The 18,988-nt window shown below is 41.6% G+C and carries 12 protein-coding genes; 2 read left to right on the plus strand and 10 right to left on the minus strand.

All coding sequences use genetic code 11. The annotated features are described in order from the left end of the window. Positions 1-11 precede the first annotated feature (11 nt). Genes ACU1JV_RS21135 through ACU1JV_RS21155 form a run of 5 tightly spaced genes read right to left on the minus strand, consistent with a single transcriptional unit; the run spans position 12 to position 6,432 of the window. Positions 12-2,279 carry an HAD hydrolase-like protein gene (locus tag ACU1JV_RS21135; RefSeq protein WP_058830164.1) on the minus strand — a complete coding sequence of 756 codons (2,268 nt, stop codon included), beginning with the start codon at positions 2,277-2,279 and terminating at the stop codon, positions 12-14. Between the two features lie 9 nt (positions 2,280-2,288). Beyond that, complete coding sequence (locus ACU1JV_RS21140) at positions 2,289-3,413, minus strand: class I SAM-dependent methyltransferase (protein ID WP_081317874.1); 1,125 nt, start codon at positions 3,411-3,413, stop codon at positions 2,289-2,291. Between the two features lie 12 nt (positions 3,414-3,425). After that, positions 3,426-4,700 carry an ABC transporter ATP-binding protein gene (locus ACU1JV_RS21145; protein ID WP_058830165.1) on the minus strand — a complete coding sequence of 425 codons (1,275 nt, stop codon included), beginning with the start codon at positions 4,698-4,700 and terminating at the stop codon, positions 3,426-3,428. Between the two features lie 15 nt (positions 4,701-4,715). Next, on the minus strand, positions 4,716-5,510 hold the full coding sequence (locus ACU1JV_RS21150) for an ABC transporter permease (protein WP_058830166.1): 795 nt from the start codon (positions 5,508-5,510) through the stop codon (positions 4,716-4,718). Then, positions 5,494-6,432, minus strand: a complete 939-nt coding sequence (locus ACU1JV_RS21155) for an NAD-dependent epimerase/dehydratase family protein (protein ID WP_058830167.1) — start codon at positions 6,430-6,432, stop codon at positions 5,494-5,496. Before ACU1JV_RS21155 ends, ACU1JV_RS21150 begins: the two co-directional genes overlap by 17 nt. Positions 6,433-6,576: 144 nt before the next feature. On the opposite strand from ACU1JV_RS21155, the gene ACU1JV_RS21160 reads away from it, so the two are divergent. Then, entirely contained in the window at positions 6,577-9,030 is a 2,454-nt protein-coding gene (locus ACU1JV_RS21160) for an O-antigen ligase family protein (protein WP_165079707.1), read from the plus strand. Between the two features lie 88 nt (positions 9,031-9,118). On the opposite strand, the gene galU is transcribed toward ACU1JV_RS21160, so the two are convergent. The 5 genes from galU to ACU1JV_RS21185 form a co-directional block, all read right to left on the minus strand. Then, positions 9,119-10,000 (minus strand): UTP--glucose-1-phosphate uridylyltransferase GalU, encoded by an 882-nt coding sequence (gene galU / locus ACU1JV_RS21165; protein ID WP_165079708.1) that lies wholly within the window; start codon positions 9,998-10,000, stop codon positions 9,119-9,121. Positions 10,001-10,193: 193 nt separating this feature from the next. After that, a complete protein-coding gene (locus tag ACU1JV_RS21170; RefSeq protein WP_413987085.1) occupies positions 10,194-12,704 on the minus strand; it encodes a U32 family peptidase in 2,511 nt (836 codons plus the stop codon). Positions 12,705-13,136: 432 nt separating this feature from the next. Then, positions 13,137-13,577 carry a GNAT family N-acetyltransferase gene (locus ACU1JV_RS21175; RefSeq protein ID WP_413987518.1) on the minus strand — a complete coding sequence of 147 codons (441 nt, stop codon included), beginning with the start codon at positions 13,575-13,577 and terminating at the stop codon, positions 13,137-13,139. Positions 13,578-13,755: 178 nt separating this feature from the next. Further along, positions 13,756-15,669, minus strand: a complete 1,914-nt coding sequence (locus ACU1JV_RS21180; protein ID WP_413987086.1) for a stalk domain-containing protein — start codon at positions 15,667-15,669, stop codon at positions 13,756-13,758. A gap of 49 nt (positions 15,670-15,718) precedes the next feature. Next, complete coding sequence (locus ACU1JV_RS21185) at positions 15,719-16,951, minus strand: S1C family serine protease (protein WP_337683085.1); 1,233 nt, start codon at positions 16,949-16,951, stop codon at positions 15,719-15,721. A gap of 359 nt (positions 16,952-17,310) precedes the next feature. Between ACU1JV_RS21185 and ACU1JV_RS21190 the strand changes: the two genes are divergently transcribed. Beyond that, complete coding sequence (locus ACU1JV_RS21190) at positions 17,311-18,936, plus strand: nitrite/sulfite reductase (protein WP_413987087.1); 1,626 nt, start codon at positions 17,311-17,313, stop codon at positions 18,934-18,936. The last annotated feature ends 52 nt before the right edge of the window (positions 18,937-18,988 follow it).

Genomic DNA, 18,988 nt, shown 5'->3' on the forward strand with positions numbered 1-18,988 from the left:
TTCTTCTTCCCCTAATCATGTTTTGATTTTGATAACTTTTCTATAACCTCATCTCTTTCATCAATCATTTGTGTCATACTTTTAATTGCAGCATCTCGATCATCTATCATTTGTGTCATTTTTTTCATTGCTTCATCTCGATCATCTATCATTTGCATCAGGTCTAAAATGGTCCTATCTTTTTCATCTAATGACCTTTTAAGCTCTTCCACAAGCTGCCTATCGTTTGCGGAAACGACCGTGCCAATTTGATGATTACTTCCACTTTTAAAACTTTTATTATATTTGTAACGTCCATAAATAGGCACTAAATAGCCAAGTCCATGACTACTAAGTGTTATTGGTCCCCAAAAGCCCTTTTCAAGAATAGCTCTCGGGTTTCGTGTCAATATAAAAGTATTTTTAATCGTTTTGATTAAGTCAAACTTATTTTTTGTACTAAAAGTAGAATACTTGAATACCCCAAAATTCTCATAATGATACAGACCATTAAAGAAATTTATCTCCGCTTTTGTTGGAAATAAGACCATTCTAGAATGAATTTTAGCAATTTGTTCAGTGTAATATTCAAGTTTTACACTTCTATTGCAGAAAAGATTACACAATCTCTCAAAAAAATCATATATTTGGCTCTGTAATGGGCTTATTACCTCATCGAATAATTTCTTTTCCATATCTGTTTGGACGGTTTCGACTTCAATCCTATGATTATAATCATCACGAATATATTTATTAGCACTTCCATGAGAAGCACCCAACACTATTTCGTATAATGCTCTGTTTTCATTGTATACATTAAAATAAGGAGTTCTATAAGGAACAGAAGAGAATAGGAGTCCCTGCTTTTTATTATTTTCACGAGTATCCCCTGAGGCAATTAACCCTAAATAGTATCCATGTACTGATACGTTTTCGTTGTATATTCTATATATATTATCTTGTATAGTGCCCTTCCAACCCACATCAACTAAATGAAAACCCTGTTTTTTTATATTGACAGGGAAATTCTCTATATAACTGTAAAAATTATCTCGTTGCTGAAGCCTTGATTCTTCATATTTTTCAATAAACGTCGAATCATTTCTTAAATCCATAAAAATCTTACTACTAGGAAAATTTTCAATTTTCAACTTGGCATCTATATTAAGTTTATGAGAAATTTCCTCTATTACTTTTTCCTCAAAACTTAAACTTGACAAAAAATCGTATAACGAAATATGAATATATTGTCTAAACAAAATCTCAAACTTTTCACTGTCAAGAGGTAGTAAGCTCGGTAAAAATGTAGATTTTCTAGACACTTTCAAGTAATGAGGCTTTACATAAAAAGCATCTTTGTATCCCTCTTTTTCCTGATATAGGTTAAATAACTTTAACAGGAATTCTCCTTCTCTTGACAAAAAGAATACATTTTTCACGCCATTTTTTATTAAAGACTTGTGAAGCATAACAATATAAAAAAACAAAGAACAGGATATTTCTAAAAATCTCCCCACATGCGACATATCCCTTGCCATCGCGGTTAACTCATTCGCATAATGAGTCTCGCTTTCAACCCGCTTACGAAATTCACTGTAAAAAGCATGCTGTTGTTTCCTATCTATATAATAAGCATCAATACCCTGAGAAAGCGGCACTTTGTAATCTGAGTGTTCATTATCGCCTACCATAATGATGTCTGAGGGATTAAAGTTATTATCACCAATTATTTTTGTGAATAGTTTACCGCTTTTCTTAGTCAGCAAATACTCACTGGATACATAAATCTCATTAATATACTGAAGAATTCCATGTTTAGCAAATAACTCAGCTATTAACTTTTGCGAGAGATAAAAATCCGAAACACAATAAATTTTAATATTGTGCTTAAGTAACTGAGCTACTACTTCGAGCCATTTAGGATCAATGTACTGAACTGCCATTTCTGTTTCAATTTCAATTTTTTCACATATAGAAATAAATGTATCCTTATCGATATCATTATTCAAAAGTCCTTTATTAATCAGAACTACATACATCGAGGATAGCAAATTGGAGTAGTTAAATTCCATGTCAAAACCTGAATTCGCATTATTTTTACACATTTCGGCTTCCATATTATTTCTCAATCTATATAATTCTTCATAATCAATTGAATCTCCAAAATAAATACTAACTCGTTTAGCCCATATTTTCTTCACATATTCTGGTTCTACATGACGGAAAATTATTGTATCAAACACATCAAAGAAAGCTACTTTTTTATTTTTTTCCAGTACCGTATGAATTAAATTTTCCATGTAGGCTCCTTAATCCGCTTTGTTTCTGAAATTGAAAATTATTTTCTTACTTTCGTAATAGTTAACTTTAGTTTCTAAGAGCTCTATTCTCTTACACAAGTCCACAATATCCGCCCTTAAGTTTTGAATTTCATTTTGGTACTGATTACATAACTGATCTCTTTCCTCAATCATCTTTTCCATATTACGTATTAATTGATCACGTTCCTTCACCAAACCTTCAGTCGCTTCCAAGGCAACATCCCGTTCATAAATCAAACTCTCATTCTTCTTTATGACTTCATCACGTTCTGATATCATCATTTCGTTACTTCTAATCGTTTTATCACGCTCTGATATCATCATCCCATTGCTTTTTATTGCCTCATCTCTTTCAGCAATCATCCGTGAGTTGTCGTTTATTATTTTATCACGTTCTTCAACCATCAAAGAGAGATCATTTGTTTTTATTTGCTCAAATGAATATAGAGCCTTATAAGTATACAGATTTATCTTGTCCTCAATATTTTGATCAAGTAGTAAATTATATACTTTATCTCCCTTAGGAAATAGAATCCCCAACCCCCAACTGTGTTTAAACTCCAAGTAAGAATATTTTTGCTTTACTTCACTCCAGAAAACATTTGAACCATACTCAAGAGGACTAAAAACATCATGAAAGAAGATAACACCGTCTTTAGACAACTTAGGTAGCCATGTCTCAAAATCATGCTTCACCGCTTCATAGGTGTGTAGACCATCTATGTGGATTAAATCAGCTGTGCCCTCATTCACTTCAGATAATGCATTATCAAACGTCATCCTTTTCAAGTCAATATTTAAATGACTAAAATGAGCCGTAACTGTACTTTTCACAGTACGGTATACCTCTTCGTCATAATACCCAGCCTGCTCATCTCCAGCCCAAGTATCTATAGCAATAAGCTTTGTGTTTAAGTTGAAATCCTTAACAGCCTGACAGAATGAAAAAAATGAACATCCATAATGGGTTCCCAGCTCTACAATTGTATTTGGTTCAATAAAGTTAATATAATCGTATGCAAACCAACGATGACCTTCCCATGGGGCCACTTTCAACTTCTCGTTGATCTGGTCGGATTCGAATGTTGGCGTACTAATATCCCATTTATTCAAATCGATCTCTCCTTATAATTCTTCAATTGCAACATGCTCAATTCTATTATTAAAGATCGCATGGATTGAAGTGAATACAATATTTTTGAGTTGAATGACATTATGGGCCCAGCATTGTATAGTATGTTGCATCTCATGAAACCCCTCACCCAAACCAAGAGTCACGAAATACTCGTTTTCTTGAATCTCAGGCCATCTAAACTGTAACTTGACAAGATAAGACTTACCTTTTGTTACAGAACCTGAAAATATATTTGAACCGGTTGTATTTTCTCCAAAAATAGCATTTCCATACTTATCATTCACAAGATAACCAACGATCAATTCATCTGTTGTCTTATGAGCTTCTATCAACATATCAATCTCAACTAGATCATTTGCTGAAATATATCCTTTATACTTTTCGCTATTCACACTGAAGTTCAGAGCTTTAATTATGACTTCTTGTGCTCCACCCAATGACTCTTCATTAACAGGTATCCAATCTAAAGGGATACTTGTTTCTTTATCTAATTCCAAAGTGAGAGAATTTGTTTCCGAATTAGCTCGAAATACCTCAGAATGTACGGATTTAGTGTAGTATTCAATCCCTTTCAAGGGATCCCCCTCAAATACAATCTCCCCATTTGAAAGAACAATAACTCTATCTGCCATATTAGCAATAGAACTGAGATCATGTGTCACGAGCAATTTTGTGATATCTGACATTTCCTCTTTCATATATCGATTGCATTTCTGCTGGAAAAAGACATCTCCTACCGATAATGCTTCGTCAACTATAAGAATCTCTGGCTTAAAACTGATCATTACTGAAAATGCCAACCGGGCAAACATACCACTTGAGTAAGTCTTAACTGGTTGGTGGATAAACTCCCCAATATCAGCAAACTCAATAATCTGTTCCAATTTACTATTCATTTCTTCTTTCGAAAAGCCACGCATTGTTCCATTTAGATAAATGTTCTCTATTCCAGTATATTCGGGGTTAAATCCAGTTCCAAGCTCTAAAAGTGCTGAAATCTGACCATTAACTAGTCTATCACCATCAGTTTGTGTCAAAACCCCAGTAATTATTTTTAAAAGTGTGGATTTACCAGAACCATTCTTTCCTATGATACCTAATGTCTCCCCCTTCTTAACGTTCAGAGATACATCTTTCAAAGCAAAAAAATCAGTATGATAGGACCCTCCAAAAATATTCACAGCTTCCTTAATCCTGTCAGTCGGTTTTGAATACAACTTATACTTTTTATATATTCTTTTTAATTCTATAGCTATTTCTTCCATAATAACCTCCACAACTTATAGCACATCCGCAAAATGAGGCTTTAACTTTTTAAATAAATATATGCCTAAAAGCATAATAAATGTAGAAATAATCCAGAAATATGCAGTTTGATTATATCGGTGCCAAAACCAAACATGATGTATAAAAGTATCGCGATAACCCTCAACAATGTAGTATACCGGATTAAGCTTAAACCATTTAATGAGCTTATCTGAGATAATTTCAGGTGACCAGACAATCGGAATCAACCAAAATCCAATCTGAACGAAAATCCCCAAAACTTGCAATGCGTCTTTCATAAAAACAACTAGAGAAGACGTAATAAGCGTTATTCCAATTAATAAATAAAATAAACAAAACAAATAATAAAATACCTGTATATAAACAATATCTGGGTTATAGCCAAAATAAAAAAGTATAACAATAAGAAACAACAAAAAGAATAAATGAATAAAAAACGAAGATACTATCTTAACAATCGGAAGAAAGCCAATACGGAACGAGACCTTCTTCACTAAATAACTATACTCTGGAAAACTATTTGAAGAAGTAAGTAGAGCTTCTGAAAAAAAGAACCACGGAATCATTCCACAAGTGAGCCATAAAATAAACGGGGTTCCATCGGGTCTACTACCAGAACGAAATCCAACTTCAAAGACGAACCAGTACACTGCTATAGTCATGAAAGGTTGAATAAAAGCCCAAAACATCCCAAGATAGGATCCTGCGTATCTAGTTTTAAAATCATTTTTAGCTAGCTCAAATATAAGTTTTAGTTGAGGTTTAATAATGCTAGTTCTTGCCGCCATTTGATAACTCCTTCTGATAGTAATCCAAGGTTAATGCTAGCCCTTCTTCCAAAGTATGTCTCGGGATCCAATTCAAAAGTTCAGCCGCTTTTTGGTTAGTCAAAGCACTTCTCAGAATATCACCCGTTCTTTCATTACGATATTCAGGTCGGATACTGGACTCTAATAAAGAAGCTATTATATTATAAAGTTCATTTATTGTTACTTCTCTATCAGTACTTATATTTAAAACTTCATTGTGGGCCGTAGTTAAAGCAGCTAGGTTTGCCAAGGCGATATCCTTAACGTAGACAAAATCCCTAGTTTGCTCTCCACTTCCATATATCACAGGTACGTGCTTCTGTAGCAACTGATTCAAGAAAATTGAAATGACTCCACCTTCACCTTTAGGGTCCTGTCTTATCCCATATACATTTGCATACCGTAAAATTGTATGCTTTAAGCCATAAGAAACAGAATACAGTTTTATATACTCTTCAGGTGCATACTTAGAAATCCCATAAAAAGAAATGGGAGAAACAGGATGTTGCTCGTTAATACTTACATATTGAGGCACTCCGTATACTGCAGCAGAAGAGGCATATATAATTTTCCTAACATTGTGAGAAACACATTGATTTAAAATATTAATTGTCCCGTTTATATTTATTTGTGCATCTAAGTACGGATCTCTAAATGATTCTTGCACACTTATTTGAGCAGCGTGATGAATGACAATTTCTGGCTCTACATTTGAAAAAATATAGTCCAAACTATTAGTATCACGAATATCAGCTTCGAAGAATTCAGCAAAAGAATTTATATTTTCTCGCTTACCTGTAGAAAGGTTATCAATAATTGCAACCTTATGATTGTGTTTCACAAGTAAATCCACGATGTTAGAGCCAATAAATCCTGCTCCTCCAGTTACTATAACTTTCATAAAACTTCTCCTTTTTTTCGAATATATACTACAAATAAGTTTATCTTTTTGAATATAATAACAAAAGTACTTTGAACAACTGGTTAACTCATTTTCTCTATGCTAAAATGTTGACGTATCTATAAGAAAAGGAGATTGTAAACCTTGTCGAATCCAGTATACGGGAAACAGGCCAAAACGTCGACCCGTGGCGATAAAAGGCCGGTTATATTTTGGGTGTTAATTGTTGGCATTATTCTGTTCTTAGCTTGGGCCCCCTTTCAGGCTGCACTCTTTAACGGACAAATGCTAGAGTTTGAGAAGCCTCTGTATTGGGCTTTGACCATTAGCATGATTCTATTGATTTTGGGAATTGCAACCTATTATAAGAAATTCAAATTGGAAGATCAAAGAGACTGGCTGGCAGTACTTGTTATGTTGCTCCCGCTGACATACGTATTATCATTGATTTCCGCTGCTTCTCATTATCTCGCGATGAATATGGTCGTAGTGCAGTGCATCTATGCCTCGTTATTCATCATTATATTGTACGCCTTACGAGATCGGTTGAGCAACCGTATCATCCAGACTGCCATTATGACCATAGCCTACCTTATTATAGGCTTCGGATTCATTAACTGGTTTGGGCAGTGGGTATTGGCCGGACGCTTGGTGGGTTGGTTCTCTACTTGGGTTTTTAACAATCGCTACATTGATGCTGTTATGACAGACTCTAACGGTTCACGTCTAACAGCAGTTTTCCAGTACGCGAATACGTATGCTGCATTTTTGATGGCGTTTTTGTTTGCAGCCGTTTTTTGCTTAATGAAATCAAAGACTTGGTATGGAAAAGCGACTCACGCCTTTATGCTGGTGCCTATTATAGTATCTCTGTTCCTGACCCTTTCACGTGGTGGTCTTGTGATGCTGCCAGTAGTATTTGTTCTATTACTTTTATTTCTTAAACCTGCACGTCAAATTTTGTGGATACTACATTGCACAATTTCGGTTGTTGTTTCACTTGCTATTTTGAGTCCCATTTCAAATTGGGGACTACAACTGAATCAGGCCTACAACGGCGCTTTGGCAGCTAAGGGCTGGGGACTACTTCTTGGAGCTTCCTTGGTGACTACAGTTGTTTTATGGCTTATACAAACCTATCTGGGATCTCGTTTGGAAAAAGGAATGCAAGGTCTAGCTTCACGTAAATTCTCTAATCTATGGCTACCTGTTGGCTCTGTAATCGTAATTGGTATAGTTGCATTCCTACTCATTGGTACAGGATTACGAAGTTTTCTACCAGCCAATGTGGAGACACGTCTTGAAAATATCAACTTCCGACAGCATAGTGTGCTGGAACGTATAACTTTTTACCGTGATGCTTCTAAGCTGATTGCTGACTATCCGTTGATTGGTGCAGGTGGCGGCGGTTGGGCTACGCTGTATGGAAAATATCAAGACTATAACTACACAAGCGCACAGGCACATAACTTTTTCATGCAATATCTAGTAGAGGTTGGTATTGTAGGATTTATCATTTTTATGGCTTTTATCTTTTATATTTTCTATAAATACATTAAAGGTTACATCAAGAATGACGAGGAAAACCGGGATAGCCACTTCCTTTACCTGATCTTGGCGATGTCCATTTTGCTCCATAGTCTATTGGACTTTAATATGAGTTATGTATTCATGGGCATACTCGTATTTATAGGCCTCGGCGGGATGGCAGCATCAATGGATACACAACGTGTAAAACACTTAGCGTTAAAGCCTTCAAGTTTCCGTCCGATTTATAGTATCGTCATTGGTGTTCTCAGTATTGTACTTATTTTTGTAGGGTTGCGCTTTGTACAAGCTAGCAATGCTGCCAAAGAAGCTAAGGCGTTGGAAAGCAGCAATTCTTTTGAACAAAGGCAAGCTGCTTACAATAAAGATTTGAATTTGCGACCAACTCACAATGACTCAATTATTGGTCTGTCTCGTATGTATTATCAGGTATATCAGCAGACCAAACGTGAAGAGTTCTATGCTGGCGGTCTTGCCGTTGTTGATCTAGGTCTACAGGCAGAGCCGTACAATAAAAACATGCTGTTCATAAAAATGCGCCTTGAGCAGGCAAGAGGAAATAATGACAAGGCATTTGCCATTTTGGAAGATAACCGTGCTAACTTCAACTGGGATCTGGATTGGTACAATTTGCTGATTACCCAAGCGTTTGAGTTTGGCAATGAAGCTCGATTGGCTAAAGACACAGCCAAGGAACAGAGGTATTTCCAAGCAGGTCTTGCTGCTTATCAGCAAGTTCTGGATGGGGTAGCTTACCTTAAGACGATTCCACCTGAAATTGAGTTGACACGTATTTTTGAATTGACTCCAAGCATTGCGCTCAGTACTGGTAAAATAGAGTTCATGTCAGGTAAGCCTGCTGAGGCTGCAAGCATCCTCAAAAGCGGCTTGAAAGACGACCTGAGTGATGCTACAAATCGTGAGGTCGCTCGCTATTATATCGTCGCTCTGCAACAGCAGGGACAAGATGACAAAGCTTTGTACGATAAGCTGATTAAGGCTGATCCGAAGGAAAGAGAGCAAATTGCTCAGTTGAAATCGGAGAAATAGTTAATAAAAAGAGACTAACAGATGACGTTATATCATCCGGTAGTCTCTTTCTTATATTAAGGAAGCATAGTTGGGTTTAGCGAGATGTTTATTTGGGTTGGTCAATCTCTTCAATAACCTGTCTCATATAAGCCAATACTTCATCCTTAATCTCGTTATGCTGTAGAGCATAATGAATGGTCGTTTCAATGAATCCCAGCTTCTCGCCAACGTCATGGCGATTGCCATCAAATTCATAAGCCAGAATAGGGCTCTTTTCTCCCAGCTTGGACAATGCATCCGTCAACTGAATCTCCCCGCCTACTCCCACAGATTGTTGACCCAGAATATCGAAAATATCGGGTGTCAAGATATAACGTCCCATGATCGCCAAATTGGATTTAGCCTCTTCCTTCTTTGGCTTTTCTACCAATCGTTCCGCCTCAGAGATTTTGGAAGTAAGTGCATGGCCTTCAACAATCCCGTAACGATGCACCTCGTTCCAATCGACTTGTTTTACACCTACAACAGAACGCTGATACTCATCGAACACGTCAATCATCTGTTTGAGACATGGATTCTCAGACTCTACGATGTCATCACCCAAAAGGACAGCAAAGGGTTCGTCACCGATGAACTTACGTGCACACCAGATGGCATGCCCCAGCCCTTTAGGCTCCTTTTGACGAATATAGTGGATATCTGCCATCTCTGATGGTTTACGCACTTCATTGAGCAGGTTCCATTTTTCCTTCGAGGTCAAATTATACTCCAACTCGAATGAGTAATCAAAGTGGTCCTCAATCGCCCTTTTTCCTTTACCAGTAACGATAATGATATCCTCAATACCTGATGCTACGGCCTCTTCGATAATAAATTGAATCGTTGGTTTGTCTATGATTGGAAGCATTTCTTTCGGCATCGCTTTCGTAGCAGGAAGAAAACGGGTCCCTAATCCCGCAGCAGGGATAATTGCTTTACGGATTCTCATAGGTTAAACTCCTTTGTCTTCAATATAACGGTTAGGTATACTGTCTATGATTATAACAGGTAGATGGATAAATTTAATAGGTTAAAGAAGAAGACATCTTCCCTTAAAGAGAACATGTCTTCAATCTCTACTTACTATATGATTATATTATGCTTCTAAAATCTATTTGGCTCCTGAACAAATATACAGTTGTTTATTTTACCAGTTGCCCACGTGTAACCCCTAGCTGATTCGTCGCTTTCAGCGTCTTCCATACTTGTGTTCCGCTGATTTCACCGCGCAAGGCACGGTTATAGAGATCAATAACCTCATGAACTTGCTCTGGTGTCTCCTCCAAAAATTCCACGCGGTAACGGGATACGCCTAATTCTAGGAAGTTAGACAGGTATTCCGCGCCTGATTGCTCAATCGCGTTATACACTGTATTACGGCATCCTTCGTCCACGCGAACCGGGTGAGACATCCCAATACGATCACGTAGGGATGCGCGATGATCCTCACACGGACGACCACAGTTAGTGTAGTCTGTGCCTTCACTCATAAAGGTACAATATACGCAGTGTTCGGTATGGAACATCGGCAAATGCTGCTGGATGACGATCTCCAGCTTGTCGGTACGTGTACGTCCCAGCATATCGACCATCTGTTGGATGTTCAGGTCATATGACGGTGTCACCAAGTCACAGCCGGAATCCAGGAACAGATCAGCCGCTTTATGGTTGGCAATATTTAGCGAGAAGTCGCCAATCAATTGCGGATGATGTGCATCCGGGTTCTCCAAGCGATGACGCATGTAAAAATACAAGGCTCCCGGATTGCGTACCAGCACAGCATCCGGTTTCAGGCGCAGGATATTGTTGTGATATCCATTTTCGCCCGGCATGTGAATACGCGGAGTCACCAACGCAATTCGGCGCCCAGCGCCGTGCACAGCCTCTACAGCTGCCGGGAATTGCTTGATGAACTCGAAGTCGGCGTAGATGAACTCCACGCCGGCCTCAAGCGCAGCCTCCACCTGAGGGAGGCTGCGGCACAGCGCGGTCAGCTCTGCCTGACCGCGTGCCACAGACGATGCCGGAGCCGAGGCATCGCCATACACCTCTACCGCCCGTTTCGTGTATACGGGTGGTTTGGGGCGCTCGCCCGCGAGCAGTTCCACCGCCTGGCGGCGGATGCTGTTCAGCTCGCGCATAGGCACGATGACGTCTCCATGCAGATGGACGTCCAGCTCTTCCAACTGGAACACTGTTCCGCCCAGTCGGCCGAATTGCTCTTCGAGCAGTTCGTGCGTCATCGGACGCTTCTGGGCAATTTCAAGCTCCAGCTCGGAGTCCACGCGAACCGTTGTGCCCTTCTGCACATCGGTCCACCACGTTGAAAGCGGCTGTCCTGGGGAGCCACTGACCCGCACATGTACCGGGAAAACTCGGTACGGCTTTTCGGTTTCGTACGACTGGCGCAGACGCTTGTCCAGCGCCGGGTCGTTGGTCTTCCAAATACGGTCGCCTACGTGCACACGACGCAGATCCACATCGTTGCGTCCTGCTACGATGTCAACAATCCAGCCTTCTCCAGCTTCACCTTCAATCTTCACGCCCTTGCGGCGGATATCGTATACGCGTCCGCCTTCTTCTTTTTGCGTAGGATCTCCTGCATCAAATACAATACCATCGCCACGCTTGAGCGGGGCATCGATGCGGCATACTACCCCATCACGAAGGATTTGTTCCACTCGGCCCAGGTACACGCCCCGGCTTTTCGGGAACGTACCGTCCACCAGCTTTTTGTTATTCGTTCCTTCCAGAAAACCGTGCGTAAAGCCGCGTGAAAAGCTCTGCTGCAGCTCGCGGATATCTTCTTTGCTCGTCTTGGACGTATCGCCATCAAAATACTTGTCAATGGCCTTGCGATATTTGCTAACCACATTCGCTACATATTCAGGCGTTTTCAGTCGCCCTTCAATTTTAAAGGAAACCACCCCGGCATCAATCAGTTCTGGCATCAAATCAATGGCCGCCAAATCCTTGGGGGATAGTAGGTATGTCACATCGGCCATCGGCTTTTGCTCTCCATCCACCATCAAATCGTAAGGCAAACGGCATGCCTGTGCACACTCACCACGGTTTGCAGAGCGTCCGCCCCACATTTCTGAAGTCAGGCATTGGCCTGAATAAGATACGCATAACGCTCCATGCACGAATATTTCCATCGGAAGTCTCGCTTGATCGCCAATTTTTTGAATCTGTTTTAGATTATTTTCACGACCCAGCACAACCCGTTCCATGTTGTACGGCTTTGTGAATTCTACAGCCTCCGGCGAGGTAATCGTCATTTGGGTAGAACCATGGATCGGGAAATCCAGTGAAATGTCGCGGATCATTTTCACCAAACCCATATCCTGAACAATTAGGGCATCGACTCCGGCATCAATACAGGCATCAACCAGCTCTTTAGCGTCCTCCAGCTCGTTTTCAAATACCAGTATATTGAATGTCAAAAAGCCCTTAACCCCGTAGCTATGCAAAAAAGCCATAATCTCGGGCAGTTCATCCATGCGAAAATTATTCGCCCGTGCTCGTGCGTTGAATTTTTCCACCCCAAAAAAGATCGCATCGGCTCCGTTCGCTACCGCTGCACGCATACAATCCCAGTCACCTGCTGGTGCCAGAAGCTCGACATCTTCTCTTCGTACTGCTGATTTCATTATTGCCCTCCCTATATGCTGAAAACGAATGACCCCTCATTGAATCTCGTTGTTTTCAGGGCAGCTATGCTGCTTACTTGGTCATCTCAAGAACGTTCCATCCACTCATCCAAAGCTGGTTATGTTCAGTCAGGGGGATGGAAACTTACTAAGAATCATATTATTAAGTCCTATCTGTCTCTATCATCTTGTCCGATCATTCACACACCGAACCATCGGTCCTCCGCATGAATCGCATCCAACTCAAAAAATCCGCATCACAAACATCTGCGGCAGAAATCATTCTTATCTTGTAACTAATCTAGTGTACCAGACTGCGCCCCAAGCTTCTACACTTTCCAAGCGATTCCTTTAAAAATATAATACTAAAAGCACAAAAACACCTCCAATCCCGGTCAGCGGTGCTTTGGAGGTGCGTCATCATATCATTAACTAAGCAAACCTATACTTCGCAAGCATTTCTCCCCAGGGTGATATTCCTTCCTCCCTGAAACCAGATTTTCTGTATAGCTTTCTAGCTAGTTCATTGTCTGGTTTATATCCAATCATGATAACATCAGTCCGACCACTGGCTTTCCTGATTTCGTCGATAACCAGCAACATTGCATGGTAACCATGACCTCGACCTTGAAATCTTTCGTCAATCATAAATCGGTAAACCCAGTAGTTTCCGTCATCCGGGTCTAAACCAAACATCGTAAAGCCAATCAATACGTCATCATTATAAATTGCTTTAGATAAAAATCCATCTAAAAACTGACATTCGGCAATTGAGTAAAGATTAGATACCATAAATCTTTGTTGTTCAGGACTCGGTTCAAGCTCAACACATTCTTCCCAATTACTTTTATCGACTGCCTTTAATGTAATTATTTTTAGATTCCTCCTATATAGAACAACATCTTCGATCTTCCCTGCTTACTTCACTCTTTAAAAGCTTACTATTCAATCCTTATATAATCCAAGAATCCCGGGTCAACAGCGATCGTAGGAACAAATGGCACGCGTAGCCTCTACCGACAACAACTCACTAATCTTTTCCCCACACCCTCTACTTCACAAAATGAAACGAATTCAGCGTCGAATCTAGTGCATTAGACTGTGCCGCTGTGTTGTTCGCATCGTTTAATGTTGTTGTCACGGTGTAGGTTTTGCCGTTATGCTCCAAAACGATTTGGCGACCTGTATAACCGATACCTTCCTCTACACGGTGGAATGTAAAGGACACTGCTGGAACTCCAGCAAACGTTACGTCTTTCACTTCCTCTACTTTGAGGTTTTTATAGTTCTTGGCTTGCTTATCATAGAAGTCCTTAAGCTGAGACACCGTTAATTCAAAGGATTGGTCGTTGTCGATTTTGATGGAAAAACGTCCTCCGGTAAATTGATACTCTATATCTCCCAATTCAAATTGATCGCTAACCGCGGTCCAATAGCGTGGGATATTCACTGTATATTCATATGCTTTAGACGTCTTTTTAATCGTTTTCGTTTTGTCCGCCAGGTAGTCATCCTCTTCCAATTGTCCAAAGTTATTTGCTACCGTTTGAAAATCAATTTGAAGCGAGGAGATGATCGCGTTGAACTGGTCATTTCCCTTGCTTACTATTTCAGGCACTGCATATTCAGCCAGGTAGCGGTATCCATTTTGCTGAATCAGCACATTGTACTCTTTGACCCATTCATCTCCAAAATTATAGCGGTACTCCTGCACTAATCCCTGAACGCCTGCAACTTCCAGCGGATATGTCTTTTGTGCCTCATAAGCAGTTGACACAAATGAATCGCTCAGCCATTTTTGCAGCTGCTGACCCCAGTTCTCCAATTTTCCATCCGTAGGAGCTGAGGTGACTTTCATGTTGAAGCTTGATCCGTCATTGCTTTCATATTGCATTCGCTGGTCGTCCATTTTCCAGCCTGCCGGTATTTTGAGTGACACACCATAGTCTGGGTTCCCGGCCTCGCGTGTGCCTCCGACAACAGTGGACAAGTCTTTAATACTTTTATCCTGTGCGTTAAAAGAGGTTTTAAAGGAGTTCAGCAGTCCGGCATACTGGGCCAGATCTTTATAGTTCGTTGCTTTAGCATCGGAAAAATATATTACATACAGTCGTCCATTGTCATAGTACTGACGATTTTCCCATAGTACGCCGTCCCCATCCTTCGTAATAACACGAGCATAAGGCACTTTCGCTTTCGGGAAGGATTTTCGATCCACCACAGTTTCTCCTGTTTCCTTAGCTGCCTGCACCAATTGTTGCAGCAGATCGTCTGCATTCAATGGAACCGGTTGTATTGCTGTGTGTACTTCCATATAGTATGCACTGTTCTCGTCCATAAATGTGGAAATGCTCTCATCTCCACCTCCCTGACCGATGACGAGTCCTGTTGGATAGTTCATGGACCAATCGTAGTAACTGTTCCCGATCTGCGTCTTGCCCTCATCATTATCAATGTTCGGTGTTTCTTCAGCTACCGTACCCACCTCTTCTTGGGCTTGCATCCGAATGATGATTCCTGCGCCATTCTTCTCCATCTTACCGCCAAGCCCTTCTGCTACTTGACGCAAAGGCACCATGAGGATCCCTGATGACATTTCTGGCGGAGCCGGAAGTGTTACCTTGTGGCCCCTCACCCAGGCTGTACGACTACCAATTGTCAGCGATACGACGTGAGTGCCGCTGGTGATCTTGACCACATTATCTTCAGCTAGGCGAATTTTGCTGTTAAATGCCTTTTTAAACACACCAGCCGGAACCATCAGTGCACCACTTTTGGAATAGGGCTTTGTAATATTCGCATTTTGACCGTTCACGATGGCTGTATTGCTGCCACTTTGCAGACGCAACTCCAATATGTTTTTATCTTGATCTGCTGCAACTGCTGGTAAAGCGGTAAGCAGAAGGGACAATGCGACAGCGCCGACCCCCAGCTTACGCATCATTTTTTTTTGCATATGCTTCACAGTAAATCTCCCTTTAGCTTTATTTTATAGATTCATGAGCCGTTATCGTTCATTTTCCCGTAGCTGAATCTGATGCTTCTTTCGAAGGCGCTATGCCGTCATCTACAGTAGCTCCTGATTCATTCGAATCCTCAAGATCTTCTCCAGACTGAATGGAATCATAAATTTCACCATTATCCTGTGTCAGTACCAGCTTGCGCTTTACAATATCACCGTCCGATTGCATAAGTACACTTATCGTTTGCCCTGGTTGATAGTTTTTAAGCAGCTCATTAACATCAATGGCAGAGGCTACACGCTTGCCGTTAATACTATACAGCTCATCGCCTTCCTTGATTTTGGCCTGCACGGCATTGGCTGAAGTGATTTTCGTGACTTTCAAGGGATCCTCGGTAGGCAATCCGACGATAGCTGACCAGCTCTCTTCGAGCCCTAAGCCAAGACTAGCACGTCGAACCTCGCCATATTTGAAAAATTGATTGATGACATATTTTACTGTATCTGCCGGAATCGAAAAACCCATATTTTCAATTCCGACCGCTGAGAATTTCATTGTATTAATCCCGATGACCTCGCCCTTGAGGTTGACCAGCGGACCACCGCTGTTACCAGGGTTGATCGCGGTATCACTTTGGATCAGACGATAAGCAGCGTTGACACCACGGTTCAGCCCGCTAACAACACCTGAGGTTGCCGAGTTACGAAGTGAGAAAGAGATCGGCGTACCGATAGCCACTACCTGCTCGCCTACCTGTAAACTGTTCGTAGAAGCTGCAAAGGTAGCAGGCTTAAGGCCGCTTGCCTTAATTTTAATCAACGCCAAATCACTGATCGGATCGCTGTAGCTGTCGATGATTCCGTAAGATTTTCCGTCCGAGGTTACAACTACGGCATCACCTAATCCTTCGATAACATGCGCATTCGTAACAATCCATCCATCTGCCCGAATGATGACACCCGTGCCGTGAGCCAGGTTGTATCGGTCTCCCCCTGCTACGGTCTCTCCTGTCGCTGAACGACCAATGATGCCGACTACAGAAGGAGAAACATTTTTAACGACCTGTGGCACACGATCGGCCGATAACGTATATGTACCATTTGCGCTGTTATACGCGCCGCTGGTTCCTAATGCTTTATTCATATCACTTACGTTAACATAGACTCCGCCATTAATGACCTTGGCCTTTAATGCAGTTCCACTGCTGGCTGCACCCGCTGTTCCAGAAATACATAGAGCGCTGCCCAAAGCTAGTACAGCCGCCCTTTTCCCCATCTTACGCATATACTCACCATTTCCTCTCCAACATGACCCTGTTCTATCAGTTAGTCCAAATCTACCATAGAGGGGACACGCATACAATCGCTTTAAGCCCTATCTTTTTCTAAAAAAGCGCCGTTTGCTGCATCCCTATCCTCTCATGCTATTTATATTATAAATTTTCCAAATCCTTATATCAAAAAAATAAGCAAAAACAATAAAAAATCGTTATACCTTTTAGACCATTCCTTCGTTTACGGGCATAACCAACTATGATACCATCACATTATATCTTAGTTATATTGTCGGAAATAAAAATAAAATCGTGAGTTCTATATCTAACATCTCAAGTATAAATAAGACACCTGAAGGAGGTTAAAAGGATGGCCTATGAACCAATCTGGAACGCTCATCCCGATAAGCTTAACAAGTTTGAGCTAGTCAAGCTGGAAAAGGACGGTCTCGACGTTATACGCACCATCATTGAAAGCTATGCGCACAAAGGCTATGACTCGATCACTGCGGACGATATGGACCGATTCAAATGGGCCGGGGTTTACCAGCAAAAGCCTAAGGATGGCCATTTCATGATGCGTGTCCGCATCAACACAGGGATCATGACTTCAGCCCAGGCACGTGCCTTAGCGGACATCTCCGCGTTGTATGGGCGTGGTCTCGTAGATGTCACCACCCGTCAGGCGATTCAATTTCACTGGCTGACCGTTGAAAGCTTGCCGGATATTTTCGAACGATTGGAAAAGGTCGGTTTGTATTCCTTTGAAGCCTGTGGGGACTGCCCGCGTACCATTGTCGGCAATCCGCTGGCTGGCATTGATCCTAATGAACTGGTGGATACTCAGGAGATTGTAGATGAAGTAAACCGCTTTTTCTTATTAAATCGTGACTTTTCCAATCTTCCGCGCAAATACAAAATGTCCATCTCCAGTAATACCTACAACAATGCACAGGCTGAAATTAACGACCTGTCCTTCACACCGGCAACCAAGATCCTTGACGGAATAGAAGTGGTTGGTTTCCATGTGATGGTTGGCGGTGGATTATCTGCCAAGCCGCATTTGGCACATCCGCTGGACTTGTTTGTCCGTCCTGAGGAAGTGCTGAAGGTTGCTATTGCTGTCACAACCATCTTCCGTGATTATGGCTATCGGGAAAAACGGCACCATGCCCGTCTGAAATTCCTCATTGCCGATTGGGGCCCGGACAAATTTCTAGCCAAGCTTACCGAGTACACTGGCGAAATGCCAGGACGAGGTGAAGATAAAACCATTGGGTGGCAAGCCGCCTATTTTGACGGTATACATCCCCAAGCCCAAGAAGGTCTGAACTATGTCGGTCTGAACGTACCTGTCGGTCGCCTCAGTGCTAACGAGTTGCACGAACTGGCCGACCTGGCTGATCGCTACGGCGATGGACAGATTCGTACCACGATGTCGCAAAATATATTGCTGAGCGGTGTGCCGGATGACCAAGTAGATGAGCTACTGAAAGCTCCTGTGCTGCAACGCCTGACACCACAGCCCAAGCATTTTATGAGCCGTACGGTATCGTGCACAGGAAATGAATTTTGCAATCTGGCGATTGTGGAAACGAAAAAGCGAGCGGTTGACGTTGCCGAGTATTTGGATCAGCACGTACAATTGGATGAAAAGGTGCGCATCCATTTTATCGGCTGCCCGAATTCCTGCGGTCAAAAGCATATTGCGGATATTGGACTGCAAGGCTCGCTCCTTAAGACACCTGAAGGCATGGTTGACGCGTTCGACATCGCTGTTGGCGGGGCGCTTGGAGCTGGTGCCCAGTTCAACAAGACACTCAAAGGCCGCGTACGTGGGGACCAGGTTGGTCCTGTATTGGCAGAGCTTATTCTGTTCTACAAAGAAAATAGGATTGCTGGCGAAAGCTTTTATGCGTATGTACAGCGTGTAGGCATTCCGTCTTTCCAGGAAAAGCTGTCCGCCATTTTACAGTCCAGCCACGTTGCATCCTAGACATTAAGTCCATTAACAGCCTGCTTGTATTTTATATACAAGCAGGCTGTTT

It is taken from the genome of Paenibacillus sp. T2-29, assembly GCF_052921365.1.

Bases quoted from the DNA above. Each gene is read 5' to 3' on its own strand.
- ACU1JV_RS21170 (WP_413987085.1), bottom strand. From the start codon at position 12,704: ATGAAATCAGCAGTACGAAGAGAAGATGTCGAGCTTCTGGCACCAGCA.
- ACU1JV_RS21190 (WP_413987087.1), top strand. From the start codon at position 17,311: ATGGCCTATGAACCAATCTGGAACGCTCATCCCGATAAGCTTAACAAG.
- galU (WP_165079708.1), bottom strand. From the start codon at position 10,000: ATGAGAATCCGTAAAGCAATTATCCCTGCTGCGGGATTAGGGACCCGT.
- ACU1JV_RS21145 (WP_058830165.1), bottom strand. From the start codon at position 4,700: ATGGAAGAAATAGCTATAGAATTAAAAAGAATATATAAAAAGTATAAG.
- ACU1JV_RS21135 (WP_058830164.1), bottom strand. From the start codon at position 2,279: ATGGAAAATTTAATTCATACGGTACTGGAAAAAAATAAAAAAGTAGCT.
- ACU1JV_RS21155 (WP_058830167.1), bottom strand. From the start codon at position 6,432: ATGAAAGTTATAGTAACTGGAGGAGCAGGATTTATTGGCTCTAACATC.
- ACU1JV_RS21185 (WP_337683085.1), bottom strand. From the start codon at position 16,951: ATGCGTAAGATGGGGAAAAGGGCGGCTGTACTAGCTTTGGGCAGCGCT.
- ACU1JV_RS21150 (WP_058830166.1), bottom strand. From the start codon at position 5,510: ATGGCGGCAAGAACTAGCATTATTAAACCTCAACTAAAACTTATATTT.